Origin of the sequence: Mariprofundus aestuarium (genome assembly GCF_002795805.1) — a bacterium.
Taxonomy (GTDB): domain Bacteria; phylum Pseudomonadota; class Zetaproteobacteria; order Mariprofundales; family Mariprofundaceae; genus Mariprofundus; species Mariprofundus aestuarium.
In genome coordinates this window covers 883,458-898,933 of the sequence record NZ_CP018799.1, presented here as the reverse complement: position 1 = coordinate 898,933, position 15,476 = coordinate 883,458, and the positions used below count along the sequence as shown (strand labels likewise).

The window sequence follows — 15,476 nt, the reverse complement described above, 5'->3', positions numbered from 1 at the left end:
TTCAGACAGTGCCCGGCCAGGTCATGAAGCCTGAAAACTTCCCAATCCAATAGACAGCCCTCAAATATACAGCCATAATAAAAACATGATGCTCAACGCTCTCTTCAATAGACCAAACCATAAGGTCATGACAACCTTTCTGGCTTTCGCCGCACTGTTACTGCTAGCTCCAGCCAATCATGCCATGGCTTTTGAGAACTTTATCAGTCGCAATGGCAGCACACTGCTTGATGGCAACAAACCGTTCCGTTTTGTGTCGGTCAATATCCCCAACTATTTCATACTGGAGGATCGTGCCGGAGAGGTTGGAGAAAAATGGCACCGGGTTACAGCATTTGAACAGCGCGATGCAGCCAGAGCTGTCCGCCGCATGGGCGGGCAGGTATTCCGCTCCTACACATTTTCTGTCGAAGGCGGCAAAAACCTTGCAGGAGATCTGGCACATATATATGCCGATGCATCCGGCCAGATCCGCTATAATGAGGAGCTGTTCAGGGATATGGATCGCGGACTGGCCATTGCAGAGGCCGAGGGTATCAGGGTGATCATTCCACTGGTGGATAACTGGGCATGGTTTGGTGGTTATGCCGAATGGGCGGCTCTTTCCGGGACGGGTGACTTCTGGAACGACACAAAGGCCAAATCAGATTTTAAACAGTTCGTGAGTTGGCTGATGAATCGCAAAAATACGATCACCGGAATTGTCTACAAGGATGATCCGACCATCATGGCCTGGGAGCTGGGCAATGAGATCGACAAGGCCAGCCCCGGCTGGATCAGTGAGATGGCGGCGCATATCAAAAACCATGATGCGAATCATCTTCTCATCGATGGCGGCCACAAAAGCACCCCTGCTGTTTCGCTGCAGGATGAAAATATCGATGTGGTTACCACCCACTATACTGACCGGGAGTTTACTGTCTTTGCAGAGCAGGCTGCAAAAGTCGGCAAGGCCTATTTTTACGGCGAGTTTAACCCCTCAGAGAAATCCAATGTCAGCGATATTATCCAGCGCACCATCGACTCCGATGCCGCTGGCTGCCTCGCATGGTCGCTCCGTTTCCGCACAGAACGCGGTGGATTCTACTATCATAATGATTTTAATGGTGCGAGTGACTCACTGCACTACCCTGGATTCCCCTCCACCAAACCGGCCGAAGAAGCGGCCATTATTCGCACAATGAGAGAAGGTGCATTCGCTATTCAGGGCCTACCTGTTCCACCGGAAGCGGTGCCAGAAGCCCCAATCCTGCTGGCGATTCAATCGCCGATTGCTATCAGCTGGCAAGGCTCAAGCGGAGCCCTCTCTTATGATATACAGCGCAAACAAAAAAACAGTGAAACCTGGAAAACCGTTGCCACGAATATCTCCGATGCAATCCCGACTATTCATCATGGTGAACCCGTCGCCAAGCTCCCGCTTTTCAGTGATCGCCCTAGCGCCGGAGTGTGGCATTATCGGGTTATCGCAAGAAACAGAGGTGGTTCGTCCACACCATCCAACAGCGTAGAGGTCACAACGACGGAGTGAGTCTGCTTGCAGCAGCAGAGCTGCCGGTTTTACAAAGCCTTCTTGAGGCGCTCGATCCGGTTACGGTTAACGCTAAAGTCGGATCGGCCCACCCTTGAAGCAGAGCGAATATGAATCAGGCCGCTCCCCTCATCCAGGCGCAACTCAACATCGTCAACATAACGAAACACGGGAGTGGTGAACGTTGCATGCAGGTAGCTGCCATCATTTTTCTGAATCTCCCCCCCCTGCTCCGTGATAATGGTTGTTAACCTCTTCCAACCCCCATCATTTGCCTTGATTGGCCCAATGGCATGCTCTTCACTACCCTGACTATGCTCTTCACTACAGACACAGTTAGGTGAAGCAGGACAGGAGCGCAGCAGGCCATTTTGCAGACCCAAGCTTTCGGGGCTTTTGTGTGACTGAATCGCCATCGCAATAAAAGCAACCAGCCCGGCAACCAGTAACACCCCAACGATAATCAACAGCCACTTCATTATTTCGGCAACCTCGTCATTTACCATTCACCATATTCACATATTGCAGCATAGCTGAGCGGTAATGCTTGATGTTCTTCGTCGATATTCTTCCCATCTTGCTTAGCCGTTCAGCGAGTTCATCTATATCACTATTCGAGCCAAGGGTTTTGGTATCAATATTGATCCCCAGATGCTTTGAAACGCTATTCAATGATGCAACAGAGGATTTCACAGAGGCTGCCACCTTATCGGCGGGGCCAACCCCGATATCCCTGATATAACCTTCAAATTCAGCCTGATACTTAATCACTTAACACTCCATATAAACCAACGGTGAGAAACACGCCCTACTCACTCAGCTGAATGCAGATTTTCTCGTCATTGAACTCTACGATATCGCCTGAAACAATCTTTTTTCTTTTCCGGGTCTCGACCTCTCCATTGACCCGAACCAACCCTTCAACGATCACCTGATTTGCCTCGCCACCACTGGCAACCAGAGCTTCAAACTTCAAAAGCTTATTCAGTTCAATCGGCTCTTTTGAAATTGTAACTTCTTTCATTATTTCAACACCTCATCCCAACGCTCTAAACCCGGCCCAATAGCCTTGCCCAGCGTCATGCGGGATACTGCGAAGCTTAGGCTATTTGAAAATAAAACATATAGAGGCAGAATGTGTTGGTTCTCCAAGCAAAGAGCATATCGCTTTCGCTTTGAAACATTGAATAGCAATTCTGGAAAATTGCTAAAAAAACCTTCGACATATGGATATTGATATCACAATTGCTGTCAATTGCGATAAGGGGGCACATCATGAAGATTCCACTTGGAAGCAGGCTTCAAAGCTTCACGACGATATTGGCACTCATGCTCGCTCTTCTCGCTGGTTGCAGCAATGCCGACAAAGCAGCTGAGGTCAAACCAGAGGTTAAGATCGGACGACTGATCTGCGGTGGTCACCTATCACTGGCGGTTGTAGAGAATATGTATCAGAACGACCTGAGTAGCTTCCGCCTTAAAACAGTACAGAACCATGTCTGGGACGACGTGGTCAACGACATGAAAACAGGCAAGATGGCTGGCACCTTTATTCTCTCGCCACTGGCGATGAAGATGATTCGTGATGGTGTCCCTGCCAAGATCGTGTTGATGGCAGACCGCAACGGCAACGGCTTTGTCCTCTCCACCAAACACAAGAGCATTGCAGAACTGAAAGGTAAAAACACGGTAATAGCCGTACCGCATATCTATTCACAGCATCATGTGCTGCTCTACCTGGCTCTGAAGCAGCATGCTGTTCCCTACAGCGATGTGAAGGTGGTCGGTATGCCACCGCGTGACATGATCAACTCGCTGCAACGTGGCGAGATCGATGGTTTTGTGGTTGGTGAACCTGAGGGCAACAAATCAATAGCACTTGGTGTCGGCTGGATGGCTTCGATCTCACCGAAAATCTGGAAGGATCATCTCGATCACGTTTTCCTCGCCTCAAACGCTTTTATCGAGCAGCACCCGAATCAGGCTCAGGAACTGATCTCTGCACTTAAGAAGGGAGGTCTTTATATCGAGGGTAATCCACATCAGGCGGCTGTGATGGGCGAGGATTATACCGGATCCAGTGCAGCAGTATTTGAACAGGTGCTCACCGATCCCCCGGACTGGATCGATTATTCCGATATGATTCCCAGCGATGAACGCGTACGCGCAATGGCCGATGTCATGGTGGAGATGGGGTTATGGAAAGATATCCCCGATAATCTTGCTGAGTACACCGATCAACGGTTTATCCTGAAAGCATCCGAAAAACAGTAAGCGGAGATTGATTGTCGCAACGTAAAAAATATCCGCTACGGATCGCATGGTATGGCCTGATCATGGTGGCCTCCGTGCTGCCTGCGATTGCACTTTCGCCATGGCTCGGCCAGCAGGCCCACGCGTTGCTACTTGAGCGGGCGATGCTCAGTGAAGAGGTGTTTCATAATGAAATAGAGACCCGCCTTGCCTTGGAAACGAATCGTCTGGTGTCAGTCCTGATCACCAATGCCGACCCGATAGGAATCGTCTGGTCCGAACAACAGAACCTTGAGCAACTCAACGGAATAATTGAGAGGGCCTCCGGGCGTGAGCCGATGCTTAACAGCATCGCTATTTATGACAGTCATGCCCGCTTCATTACTGGTTCAAAACAAGGTGACCACACCTTCTCAAGTATACGTAATGATATGGCTGAGTTTGCTGTGCCAATGCATGGTCGAAGCTTTCTTGGGGCACCTGTTAAACTTTCAGACAACCATTACGAATTTCTTATTTCAGTCCCCATCATGAAACAGAGTAAACCTGTTGGCGTGCTTCTTGGAACAGTGAATATTGCCGAGTTCTGGAATGTGACAAGAGGTGCACTTCCCGAACATGATTCGAAGATTTACCTTGTAGACAGCCGGGGCAGCCTACTCATCCATGGCCCCGAAACGCACCACCTGACAGGCGACCTTTTATCGAATAAAGAGATCGTACGTAGCCTGCTTTCTGGTAGTGGCTGGAAACGCCCCGATATCTATCGGGGGTTTGAAGAGAAAGATGTGTTTGGCATTGCGACCCTGGTAGATGGCTTGAAATGGGGCATCATCTCCGAGATTCCCTCCAACGCTATTATGGCGCCGATTCTCTCAGCCCTGAAAACCCTGACCATTATAGTTTTTCTACTGCATATCCTCTTTGGCCTCATCAGCCTGCTCTTTACTAGGCATCTGCTTTCGCCAATCTCCGATCTTGCGAAGGTGGTGAAAAAGGCAACCGAAGGCGACTACTCGCAACAGGCCATGCCATCTCCGTATGAAGAGATCAATTCACTCACCACGGACTTCAACTCCATGATCAGGGAGATCTCCAGTCGCGAAGCATCACTGCAAAAGCTTTCACAAGCGATAGATCAGGCAGGTGAAGCGATTTTGATTTGCAACCGCGACGGTATCCTAGAGTATGTGAATCCCGCATTCAGTGAAGCCACCGGCTACAGCATCGATGAAGCAGTCGGAAGCATGCCGAAGGATATTGTTAACAGCGGCATGCAATCGGAGTCATTTTACCAGGAATTATGGAAAACGATCCTCAGCGGCGACCCTTGGGAAGGTGCACTCACCAATCGCAGGAAAGACGGCAGCCATTATCCGGTCCTGATGAGCATTGCCCCGATCGTCTCCGATGGTAAAATCACCCATTTCGTGGCTATACAGCAGAACATGAGCAAACAGAACCTGCTTGAGGATCAACTGCGCCAGTCGCAGAAGATGGAATCACTCGGCACACTGGTCGGCGGCATTGCCCACGATTTTAACAACCTGCTCGCTGGCATGACCGGCAACCTCTATCTGGCCAAGATCAAGAGCAATAATTCACCTGATGCGATCAAAAACATCGAAAATGTCGAAAAACTCAGCTTCAAAGCCGCCGGCCTGATCTCCCAATTGCTTACCTATGCCCGCAAGGGTCCTGTTCAGATGCATGAGATCGAGCTATGTAATCACATGCAGAATGCGCTGAAGCTTATACAAGCTGGCATTCCGGAGAACATTGAACTGACAGCCGACTTCAGCAATGAGCTGCTACCGATCTGGGGGGACAGCACCCAGTTGGACCAGATTCTCATGAATCTACTCAGTAATGCTAAAGATGCGGTCGCTGACAGCAACAACCCCCACATTCATATCGCCATCCAGCCCTTCGAGTCGAATGATAGCTTCCGTCGCTTTCATCCGCACCACGCTGACATTGACAACTACGCCCAGGTCACCGTTCGCGATAATGGTCATGGGATCTCAGAAGAGCAGGTCGAGCTCATTTTTGAGCCCTTTTACACCACCAAAGAGGTTGGTAAAGGAAGCGGCCTCGGCCTCGCCATGATCTATGGTGCGATGCAGACGCATAATGCCATCATCGACGTCACCAGCCAGTTGGATCGCGGTAGTGAGTTCCACCTCTATTTCCCACTGATTGAGGCCCCCATCATAGAAACAGTCAATGGGGCGATTGAAGAGCACCACGGACAGGGTCAAGGCATCCTGATTGTCGATGATGAGCCCACGCTTTGCGAAACCTGCTGCGAGATTGTTGAAAGCATGGGTTACCGCTCTTTTAGTGCGCCTAATGGAAGAGAGGGGTTAGAGCTGTTTAAGCAGCAGAGCGCCAGCATCGACCTGATCCTTACCGACGTTGTAATGCCGAAACTAAGCGGCCCGGAGATGGTTGGATATATCCGCAAAAGCCACCCGGATATTCCAGTGATATTCATGACCGGATACGACAAATCGTTACTCTCAAAAGAGGTTGAGCTGAAGAACAGCATGGTAACCCCTAAACCTCTGAATATCGTTGAGTTCAGGCACCATGTCGGCAAGCTGTTAAGAAACGTAAAAATCTAACTTTCAACTGCGCTACCTGCTAATGCAACGACCATAAAAGCTCGAGACAGGCTGAACAAGCCTCTGTTGCTTTGAAAGCTTTTGCGATTTAATTGCATGCGTTGGCGCCTGATGTTCTACTCCCCCCTCAAACAGGGTATTACAATAGGGCGCGAGACAGTATATGAAGTATGTTGCTTCGGAGAATAGATGATAAACAATATTAAAGCGTGGTTCATAAAGAGGAACCCTATATTCACCAGCCACCTGCAACGCATCGGCCTGCTGAGAATAATCCCCCCCGCACTTGCCATGTACATCATGATTCCCGTATACATCTTTTTCCATATCGTCTGCATCAAGCTGCTATACAACCTGCTTATCTGCCCGCTGTTGTCGGTGGAGCGGATTGAGTTGAAGCACTACATTGTCATTGATCGCCACCTTCTTCCAGGCCTTTCATACACGGCCAAATTTCATTGCGCTTATTGCGGCTATGCCAACGGCCTGAGTGTTGCCACCTCTGTACTGCTCACGCGCATCTCAACTGAGGCAAGGCTCCCTGCCAATAATATTCTCAGGGTCCTGTTGATATTTGCATACTTTATCACCTCTGGCCTGTCGGTTCTGGCCCAGTCCCTGGTCATTCTTTCGTTTGATTATGTCATGGCGCCGCTGCTCGGACTGCACCGCATGTCCATGCAGCAGGCAACAGACAAGATGAAGGCGAGTGGATTCGCAGGTGAATTTACAGTTTTTGGCAAGCTGGGACGTCAGCTTCTGCGCTTTGAATACAACTGTTCATTGCGTCATGCCAACTCACTGGAGCAGATTGAATCACAGTGGTGCCCGATAAAACATCTGGACGATTATCCCGGCGCCGTTTACCCTGAACATCACGAATTCTTTATTGAACGGTGCGAACTGTGCAAATTAAGGAGGGTGCTCTGTAGTGAAGGGACCGTTTCTACCAGAAAGCCAACCTGGTAGTCGCTATGCCGTTCACTCTACTGGCGTTGAGAATCGCTCGATCTCCAGCAATGCCTCTTCCAACTTCTCTGGTACGACCTCACAGATAAATTGCCCACCAGGCGCCAGCTTCAGGACTGGTCCCTGATGACAGCGCCCCAGGCAGTGAAATCGTTTCACCCCGATATCCCACCCCTTGGCTGCGATCTCCTGTTCAATCCTCTCCGCCAGAACCTCACCGCCACCTCTACCGCCGCAGGAGGGCTGGCTGGGGCTGACGCGATGATTGATGCAGACAATCACCTGCTTCAGGTGTGGCGTGTGATAGACTTTCTTATCTCCATCTTCTTCCATATATCAACTGTTCCATAAAAGTCAGGAGCAGTATATGAATTATTATTTTCTGTGGTGACTTACCTGGAGTCTCTTAATCAGTATACTGCCCCGCCGGTTTATTCTCTCCCCCAGCTGCCAGTGAATAGATTTCGGTGAAATTTTTAAAGGGTGGAAGTTCTGCAAGTGATGGTCTTAAAAGAGAGTGGGTTTGGTGGATAGCATGCAGCAAACCGCGGCGAATGATCTGATTACCTATTTTCCCACCTGCCCGACGGCAGATGAGATCCCCACGCTGATGCCCAGCCCATTTTCGAACATACCACACCCTCTGGCTCAACAGGCCTGCCTTATGCTTCAGGAAAAGCTCTCCGGCGACCAGCATGGACTACGAGACTTCTCACAGCACGGAAAGATGTTTGGCGTGCTGGTGGTGCGGGATTCCGCTGGGCGCATCGGTTTTTTAAGTGCGTTTTCCGGCATGATAAGCGGGCAGTGGCAGCTGCCGGGCTTTGTGCCGCAGCTCTTTGAACTGGCTGAGCACGCGAATTATTTATATGCAGGTAATGATCAATTGGCAGAGCTGACTGCACAGCTGCAAAGAGTGGAAACCTCTAAACAGCGGTCTGATCTTATGCAGCAAATCTCACAGCTGCAGCAGCAACGTGATTTGGCGCTGACTGAACTGAAACAGCAGCACAGGGATGCAAAGGCAGGTCGCAAACAGCAGCGACTGGCCCTGCAAGAACTGACTGGTTTGTCTGATTCCGAGCGACAAAGGCAGATGGCCACCCTTGCCCTGGCCAGTCAGCATCATAAACGTGAATTTACAAATGCCTCGCTCCAGTGGCAGGAGAAGCTGCAGCTGTTGCTGCAGCAGCTGGATCAGGTTGAACGGCATATTCAAGAGATCAAGGAGCGCCGCGCAGAGAAGTCACGTCAGCTGCATAAAATTCTGTTTGCGACCTACCAGCTGCACAGTTTCTCAGGTGAACAGCAACCCATCACCCACTTCTTTGATGCCATGCCACCGGCAGGAGCCGGTGATTGCGCCGGCCCCAAACTGATTCACTATGCGAGGAAACACCGGCTGCAACCATTAGCACTGGGCGAATTCTGGTGGGGAGCTTCACCCTCTACCGGGGTCAGACATCATGCACACTACTACCCTGCATGCCGGGGCAAATGCCGGCCGATATTACCATTTATGTTAGACGGCCTGGGTGTTGAGCCAGAACCCGATCACGCTCAGGAGATTGATCTGTCTGAACCGGCTGTTGTTTATGAAGATGAAAGCCTGCTAGTGGTCAACAAACCCTCCGGACTGCTGTCAGCGCCGGGAAAACAGGTTAAGGATTGTGTTTATAACCGTCTGTTGCAACGCTACCCGGAAAACCCGGAACTAAGACTTGTGCACCGCCTAGATATGGCTACTTCGGGCCTATTGCTTGTGGCAAAAAATCTGAAGGCAAACAAGTTTCTGCAGAGGCAGTTTATACAACGTGATGTGGAAAAACGTTATGAGGCGATCTTAACCAGAAGGCTCTCGCCTGATCAGCTTGAGGGGGAGATAAACCTGCCACTCTGCGTTGACCTTTATGATACGCCACGGCAGATGGTCTGCTTTGAATCCGGAAAAGCCGCAAAAACCTGTTGGCGGGTTTTAAACCATGAGGGTGAAACAACCCGCATCTGGTTTTATCCACAAACAGGACGCACGCATCAGTTGCGTGTTCACGCTTCGCACAAGGATGGGTTGAATGCGGCGATTGTGGGAGATGCGCTCTATGGCCAGGCGGGTGAGCGACTGATGCTGCACGCTCAGCGCTTGTGTTTTACCCACCCCGTTAGCCGTGAACGACTGGAGTTTGAACTGCCAGCACCATTTTAGCAGCCAGCAGTCCGCCCCGACCCTAATTTCATATGCAACTACAGCGTCCCTATGGTCATTGACCTGCAACAATCATACACACACAATCAGCTTTCACGTAATGAGGGAGATACATGTTTAGCTTGTCCAAAACATCGAAAAAACACTACCGTAACCGAACATGTTTAAAATACTCGGAACAGGCATATCAGCTAATTCTGGCTCTTCTAATACTGTTATCTTCCAGCACTGCAATGGCTGCACAAACCTTTGATGTTGAAGGAAGTGACCTTTTACTTGGTGTCGGCTCTAAATCTAAGGCATTAAGTGGCGCAGTAAGCGCTGGAGTAAACGATATATACTCTGTTTACTGGAACCCGGCTGGGCTTGCTGAACTGACAGAAAATCAGGCTTCTATTTCAGGACAACTCAATGCAAAAATGATACCCGTAAACTTTGCTGGAGTAGCACTTACAGGCGAATGGTTAAGGTTTGCAGGGCTTAAATCCTCTATTGCACTATCCTGGATAACCCGGCTGCACGTGAAAGCTACAGGGGCATATACAGCAAATGATTTAGAGAGCGTATTCCTTCGTTTTGCGCTTCCTGATTTACCCGGTGACTTTAACGGCACGATTGAATCAAAAACCAAAGATTACCGCCTTACCTGGGCAGTTATGCCTGAAGAAGATGCAGACTGGAGCTTTGGTGTTGCTGTTTCCCGAATTGATTGCAAAACCTTTTTTTGCGGCGTAACTGCAGATAATCCGGGCCAATATAAGATCAGCACAACAAAGGCGTCCACATATGCATTTCACGTGGGTGGAAAGTATTTCTACAGTGATGACCTTACCTTTGCCTTCAACCTGAATGATATAAACACAAAACTGGATGTTGCGATCAAGACCGTTTATCAAAATGGAACCGTGCAGAACAAGGTGTTGCAAACATCATTCCCCAGAGATCTGACGATTGGCACACAGTGGCGCTACAGCCCCGATATGATTTTTTCATTTGATTACCAAATGATGTTTGGCAACTACGGAAATTATAAAATGAACATGCAGATAGCCCGTGCCGGTTTCGAGTATATCGGAGACTCACTGCAATATCGATTTGGCTTGCTGGCCCCTCTAAAAATAAAGATGGGTAACGTCTCTGACCTCAGCAAAAAAGCTATATTTCCGGTTGCCCCTTCGTTAGGCATTGGCTGGGAAAATGAATCTATTGCTGTAGATGCCGCTCTCTACATGCAACTGTTAATGAGCGCACAAAGAAACAGGCCCGTACCCGGACTGGATATTTCACTAACATCCAAATTCTAATGCTAGTGATGGTCTCTATGGGTAGGCTGCTCTAGCGCCCCTTTACAAAATTCGTAACACAGGAGCATCGACTTTTTCGCATGATGCAAGAATGGGATTGGAAGTAACTCATCACCTTGCGTTTAACCCTTTATGAAATTATTTCTTTCTTTAGTATGCCGCAGCAAGTGAATAATGGAGAAATAAATGAGCAGCACCGAACTTGCTTCACCCCCCGTACACCAGCTTGCCTCCACCCCCCTGCACCTCTTCCTTGGCCGCACACCACTCTGGTACAAAAAGGTTGTTCTGTTTTGTCTCGCACTGAACGTACTGCTTTATTTCACTGTTGGTCCCTGGCTCACCTCCTGGTTCATTCTCATCGAGTTCATTGGAACCTTGGCAATGGCGCTGAAATGCTTCCCCCTGCAACCTGGTGGCCTGCTCGCAATTCAGGCTCTTCTCCTGCACCTGACGGATACGCATAGGGTTTATGAGCAGGTTGAACATGGCCTGCCTGTGATATTGCTCGTCATCTTTATGGTGGCTGGTGTTCACTTTCTCCGTGATGTGCTGTTCCGTTTGATCAATCATATATTGCTGGGTATTCAGTCGCGTATCGTGCTGAATGTTTTCACGATCTCTGTTGTGGCCATCATGTCTGCGTTCCTTGATGCACTCACCATATTGGCAATACTCATTGCCATTGCCACAAGCTTTTATGATGTATACGAAAAAGTAATCTCAAAAGTAGGCTATCACGATGATCCGGATCCGGATGATGGGCACATCGATGAACTGCATCGTGAAGATTTGGATAATTTTCGGGCATTCCTGCGTGGTCTGCTGATGCACGGTGCCATTGGTACTGCCATCGGCGGCGTCTGCACCCTGGTAGGAGAACCGGAGAACCTGGTTATAGGAAGTGAAGCCGGATGGGATTTCATGGCTTTCATCTCACATGTCTCACCAGCCACCATTCCCACACTGCTTGCCGGCATATTAACCTGTCTGGTGATTGAGAGGTTTCGCTGGTTTAATTATGGTGCAGAGCTACCGGTTAATGTCAGACAGATCTTGGCTGATGAAGATAGGAAACTACGCGAAGCCACCACAAAAGGGCATCGACTGGTGATGATTTTTCAGGCGGTCATAGCGGCACTGATGGTAGCTGCACTCTCAATGCATCTTGCGGAAATTGGCCTTATCGGTTTGGCCGTTATCATCCTTGCATCTGCAATGACCGGCGTAACAGATGAACATAAAATCGCAGAAGCCTTCACACCGGGGCTTCCCTTCGCGGCACTGCTGGTCATATTTTATGTATTGGTGGCTATGATACAGAGTCAGTCGATGTTCGAGCCGGTCATGCAGTGGGTGCTTGGACTGGAAGGCCGACAACAGATCTTTATGGTATTCCTCACCAATGGCTTTTTATCCGCGATCAGTGACAATGTATTTGTCGCAACGATTTACATGGATCAAATAAAGTTGCTTCTGGATCAGGGCCTGATAACACGTGAAATTTTCGATGCTCAATCCGTAGCAGTGGTGATGGGAACCGGAATTCCAAGCATGTCCACCCCCAATGGCCAGGCAGCTTTTCTGTTCCTTCTCATGTCCGCAATCGCCCCACGCATACGCCTGGGTTACGGTCGCATGGTTTACATGGCCCTGCCCTATTTCATTGTCTGTACATTAGTGTCAGGTGTTATCATATTTAATTTTTAGATGACACATTCAAACATAACGATTTATGATCTGCTAAATCGTTTCTAACAGGGGATTGAACATGACGCAGCGCATCGTTTTTAACGGCCTCGGCTTTGCGGGGAAAGCTATGGCTGCCAATAGGTACCTGCTAACTTCAGAGAAGATTCAGTGAGCCAGATTGAACTATTAAACCAGCTGCTGGACGACATGGACACGGTGCGTCCAGCACTGCTTGCCGCAATGCCTGATGATGTAACTCTTCGCTCTACAACAAGTCGTATGATTGTTACCTTGGAGCAGATCAGGCAGGCACCCGGCATCCCTCACGACACCTACATCTGGATCAGCCAACAATTTGCAAAAATGCTGGATACTGAGCACGCCCCTCTGCTTCGCCTCACCAGCAGCGGCACTATTTCAGCGGATGCCAGAGTAGCCGTGGAGACGCATGTACAACAGAGGCGGCAGCTGATTATGCAGGCCCAGCAGGAGATCCCAACCACCCATGCTCTGCTCGACAGCAGCTGTGAAATGATTGGCAGCAAAGCGCAAAGAGGCGACTCCCTGCAAAAATGTGCACGCCACCTTCAACAACTGCTTCAGAAACACCTGAAGAGCAATGCAGGCTTGCGGAGAGAACTGCAAAAACTTGTCGATGCCTTCACCCCTTCAATCAATGCGATTTCCGATATTCTCGCAGAGGCGGGAGAGGAATCTCCCGAGTTAAAGCAGGCAAGAACACTGCTGGAGCAGGAACTGCCCGATGATGTTGATCAGGCAAAAGAGATGCTGCAAAAGGCGCGTGAAGGTATCCTGACAGCAGGTAATAAGCTGAGCAGTGCCAGTACAAAATTACAAAATACCATTCAGGGTCAGGTTGAAAAACTATCCGCACTATCCAGACAGCTTGAGCAGGCTGAATCCGAAGCCCGAAACGACCCCTTAACAGGCATGGCCAACCGCAGAGCTCTGGCTGAATATCTGAAATCACTTGGGCAATCCAGATTCAGCTTCCTAGTCATTGATATTGATCATTTCAAAAAAATCAACGACACCCACGGCCACGATGTCGGCGATGAAGTACTTACACAGATCTCGCAATTGCTTGGAGTGTGCGCCCGAAGTAGTGATCTCACTGCAAGGATTGGAGGTGAAGAGTTCTGTATCGTCTTCCCCGACACTGGAATGGAAGACAGCTTCCGCATAGCCGAAATCCTGCGCCACTCCATTGAGATGAAATCCTTTAAAACTAGTGTTGGAAACATCGACATTACCGCCAGCTTCGGTATTGCCGAACATGAGCCGGGGACGGATCACGCCTCAACATTCAAGGCTGCCGATGAAGCGCTCTACCAATCCAAACATAACGGGCGCAACCAGGTCACCAAGGGTTAGCCCCGTCATTCTATTTTCAGCCCCTATTTCGCTGACCGATCATAGTACTGTATTTGACATTTTTTCAGTATTATCTATAAATAGATGATGGAAAAAGGGGGAAAGCTAATGGGAAAAGTATTTGTTACAGTCGTATCTGCTTTATTGATGTTTGCTGCGCCAACCAGCGGCATCGCTGCAAAACCGGACACGACACCACCCGTTATCAAGCTTATCGGCGCTGACACCGTCACGATCCAGGTTGGTGGTAACTATGTTGAGGCTGGTGCCCAGGCAGTTGATGATGTGGATGGCGATATCTCGTCCCAGATTCGCACAGTAACCACGTTGGATAGTGCCAAGCCCGGCACCTATGCCGTGGCCTATAATGTCAGTGATGCTGCAGGTAATGCAGCAGCAGCCGTTTTCAGGTTTGTGAGGGTGGTTGAAGCCGTTTCTGAGCCTGCAGCTGCACCGGCATCACAGCCTGCTGTCGAACCTGCGCCAACACCTGTGACAGAGCCCGTCACCGAGACAGTAGCCGAACCCGTTTCTGAGCCCGTAGCTGAACCAGAACCCGCTCCCAAGCCTGTCACCAAGGCCGATACCAGGGCTCCTGTGATTAAACTCAAAGGTAGTGCGTCCGTCTCCATCAATGAGGGGGAGGAGTATTCAGACCCTGGAGCTACGGCGTGGGACATGGTCGATGGCAACCTTACGCGTCGCATTAGCATCAAAGGTGAGGTTAACACATCACGTCCTGCCACCTACATGATCACCTATAGTGTCAGTGACAAAGCCGGAAACAGGGCTAAAAGCGTCTCCCGGTTCGTGACAGTTATTCGTGGTGTCGACACAACTCCTCCCGTCATTACGCTCAATGGCGCCGCGTCAGCATCCGTGACCGAGGATATGCGTTACGTTGATGCAGGAGCCACGGCAATGGATGGGACTGATGGCAACATCTCAACAAGCATCAAAAAGGCGGGTTCAGTCAATACTTCCGAGCCCGGAACCTATACCCTGACATATGATGTTTCAGATGCCGCCGGTAATGCGGCGAATACGAAACTGAGAAAAGTCACAGTGATTGCCCGTGGTGACCCTGCTGCAGGCAAAGCGGTGGCCATGAAGAAGTGCGCCACCTGCCACAACGTTACTTCGACTGATAAGAAATTCGGACCGGGCCTAAAAGGCGTGTTTAATCGCAAGGCTGGCACCATGGATGGATTCAAATACAGCGACACCTTGAGCTCCGGCAACTGGAAATGGGATAAAGCCAACCTGAATACTTGGCTTAGCCAGAATACATCGGATGCAGTCAAGCAGGTTTCAGGAAAACCGGATGCTCGCACCAAGATGAAATTCAAGGGTATTACAGGGGCCGATCTGGATAACCTGATCTCTTTCCTGAGAAGAAACCAATAGCGGGCTTAGAATAAACATCCCCGGCGTGAGGAGCTGATGCAGCCTCTACGGTGTGGCCAGCAGCACCTTCCATGATCATTCACCTTACCCTTGGA

At 49.7% G+C, this 15,476-nt stretch carries 13 protein-coding genes; 9 read left to right on the top strand and 4 right to left on the bottom strand.

Annotated elements, in window-relative coordinates; genetic code table 11:
- The first annotated feature begins 127 nt into the window (after positions 1–127).
- Positions 128–1,531, top strand: a complete 1,404-nt coding sequence (locus Ga0123461_RS04485; protein WP_157819222.1) for a hypothetical protein — start codon at positions 128–130, stop codon at positions 1,529–1,531.
- 29 nt (positions 1,532–1,560) lie between these two features.
- On the opposite strand, the gene Ga0123461_RS04480 is transcribed toward Ga0123461_RS04485, so the two are convergent.
- The 3 genes from Ga0123461_RS04480 to Ga0123461_RS04470 are packed head-to-tail and all read right to left on the bottom strand — an operon-like array spanning position 1,561 to position 2,555.
- Entirely contained in the window at positions 1,561–2,037 is a 477-nt protein-coding gene (locus Ga0123461_RS04480) for a DUF1499 domain-containing protein (protein WP_232710363.1), read from the bottom strand.
- Positions 2,027–2,302: a hypothetical protein gene (locus Ga0123461_RS04475; protein ID WP_100277229.1), complete on the bottom strand. Its 276-nt coding sequence runs from the start codon at positions 2,300–2,302 to the stop codon at positions 2,027–2,029. The genes Ga0123461_RS04480 and Ga0123461_RS04475 overlap by 11 nt, the downstream gene beginning before the upstream one ends.
- 37 nt (positions 2,303–2,339) lie before the next feature.
- Positions 2,340–2,555 carry an RNA-binding S4 domain-containing protein gene (locus Ga0123461_RS04470; RefSeq protein ID WP_100277228.1) on the bottom strand — a complete coding sequence of 72 codons (216 nt, stop codon included), beginning with the start codon at positions 2,553–2,555 and terminating at the stop codon, positions 2,340–2,342.
- 251 nt (positions 2,556–2,806) lie between these two features.
- On the opposite strand from Ga0123461_RS04470, the gene Ga0123461_RS04465 reads away from it, so the two are divergent.
- From Ga0123461_RS04465 to Ga0123461_RS04455, 3 genes are all read left to right on the top strand, one after another.
- Positions 2,807–3,805, top strand: a complete 999-nt coding sequence (locus Ga0123461_RS04465) for an ABC transporter substrate-binding protein (protein WP_100277227.1) — start codon at positions 2,807–2,809, stop codon at positions 3,803–3,805.
- Positions 3,806–3,816: 11 nt separating this feature from the next.
- On the top strand, positions 3,817–6,411 hold the full coding sequence (locus Ga0123461_RS04460; RefSeq protein ID WP_100277226.1) for a hybrid sensor histidine kinase/response regulator: 2,595 nt from the start codon (positions 3,817–3,819) through the stop codon (positions 6,409–6,411).
- A gap of 189 nt (positions 6,412–6,600) precedes the next feature.
- A complete protein-coding gene (locus Ga0123461_RS04455; protein ID WP_100277225.1) occupies positions 6,601–7,380 on the top strand; it encodes a hypothetical protein in 780 nt (259 codons plus the stop codon).
- Positions 7,381–7,392: 12 nt separating this feature from the next.
- Here Ga0123461_RS04455 and Ga0123461_RS04450 read toward each other — a convergent pair whose 3' ends face one another.
- Positions 7,393–7,713, bottom strand: a complete 321-nt coding sequence (locus tag Ga0123461_RS04450) for a (2Fe-2S) ferredoxin domain-containing protein (protein ID WP_100277224.1) — start codon at positions 7,711–7,713, stop codon at positions 7,393–7,395.
- A 202-nt stretch (positions 7,714–7,915) separates the two neighbouring features.
- Here Ga0123461_RS04450 and Ga0123461_RS04445 point away from each other — a divergent pair, with 202 nt between their 5' ends.
- The 5 genes from Ga0123461_RS04445 to Ga0123461_RS04425 all read left to right on the top strand — a co-directional run bounded on the left by Ga0123461_RS04445 (position 7,916) and on the right by Ga0123461_RS04425 (position 15,381).
- The gene (locus Ga0123461_RS04445; protein ID WP_100278679.1) at positions 7,916–9,583 is read left to right on the top strand and encodes an RluA family pseudouridine synthase; all 1,668 of its coding nucleotides are present in this window, start codon (positions 7,916–7,918) and stop codon (positions 9,581–9,583) included.
- 233 nt (positions 9,584–9,816) lie between these two features.
- Entirely contained in the window at positions 9,817–10,887 is a 1,071-nt protein-coding gene (locus tag Ga0123461_RS04440; protein WP_157819221.1) for a PorV/PorQ family protein, read from the top strand.
- A gap of 186 nt (positions 10,888–11,073) precedes the next feature.
- Positions 11,074–12,597 (top strand): Na(+)/H(+) antiporter NhaB, encoded by a 1,524-nt coding sequence (locus tag Ga0123461_RS04435; RefSeq protein WP_100277222.1) that lies wholly within the window; start codon positions 11,074–11,076, stop codon positions 12,595–12,597.
- A gap of 150 nt (positions 12,598–12,747) precedes the next feature.
- Positions 12,748–13,974 carry a GGDEF domain-containing protein gene (locus Ga0123461_RS04430; protein WP_100277221.1) on the top strand — a complete coding sequence of 409 codons (1,227 nt, stop codon included), beginning with the start codon at positions 12,748–12,750 and terminating at the stop codon, positions 13,972–13,974.
- 108 nt (positions 13,975–14,082) lie between these two features.
- On the top strand, positions 14,083–15,381 hold the full coding sequence (locus Ga0123461_RS04425) for an immunoglobulin-like domain-containing protein (RefSeq protein ID WP_198507120.1): 1,299 nt from the start codon (positions 14,083–14,085) through the stop codon (positions 15,379–15,381).
- Positions 15,382–15,476: the final 95 nt, after the last annotated feature.

Excerpts from the sequence above, each read along its gene's own strand:
- Ga0123461_RS04480 (WP_232710363.1), bottom strand. The coding sequence starts at position 2,037 with ATGGTAAATGACGAGGTTGCCGAAATAATGAAGTGGCTGTTGATTATC.
- Ga0123461_RS04485 (WP_157819222.1), top strand. The coding sequence starts at position 128 with ATGACAACCTTTCTGGCTTTCGCCGCACTGTTACTGCTAGCTCCAGCC.
- Ga0123461_RS04445 (WP_100278679.1), top strand. The coding sequence starts at position 7,916 with ATGCAGCAAACCGCGGCGAATGATCTGATTACCTATTTTCCCACCTGC.
- Ga0123461_RS04435 (WP_100277222.1), top strand. The coding sequence starts at position 11,074 with ATGAGCAGCACCGAACTTGCTTCACCCCCCGTACACCAGCTTGCCTCC.
- Ga0123461_RS04440 (WP_157819221.1), top strand. The coding sequence starts at position 9,817 with ATGGCTGCACAAACCTTTGATGTTGAAGGAAGTGACCTTTTACTTGGT.
- Ga0123461_RS04425 (WP_198507120.1), top strand. The coding sequence starts at position 14,083 with ATGGGAAAAGTATTTGTTACAGTCGTATCTGCTTTATTGATGTTTGCT.
- Ga0123461_RS04450 (WP_100277224.1), bottom strand. The coding sequence starts at position 7,713 with ATGGAAGAAGATGGAGATAAGAAAGTCTATCACACGCCACACCTGAAG.
- Ga0123461_RS04455 (WP_100277225.1), top strand. The coding sequence starts at position 6,601 with ATGATAAACAATATTAAAGCGTGGTTCATAAAGAGGAACCCTATATTC.
- Ga0123461_RS04465 (WP_100277227.1), top strand. The coding sequence starts at position 2,807 with ATGAAGATTCCACTTGGAAGCAGGCTTCAAAGCTTCACGACGATATTG.
- Ga0123461_RS04470 (WP_100277228.1), bottom strand. The coding sequence starts at position 2,555 with ATGAAAGAAGTTACAATTTCAAAAGAGCCGATTGAACTGAATAAGCTT.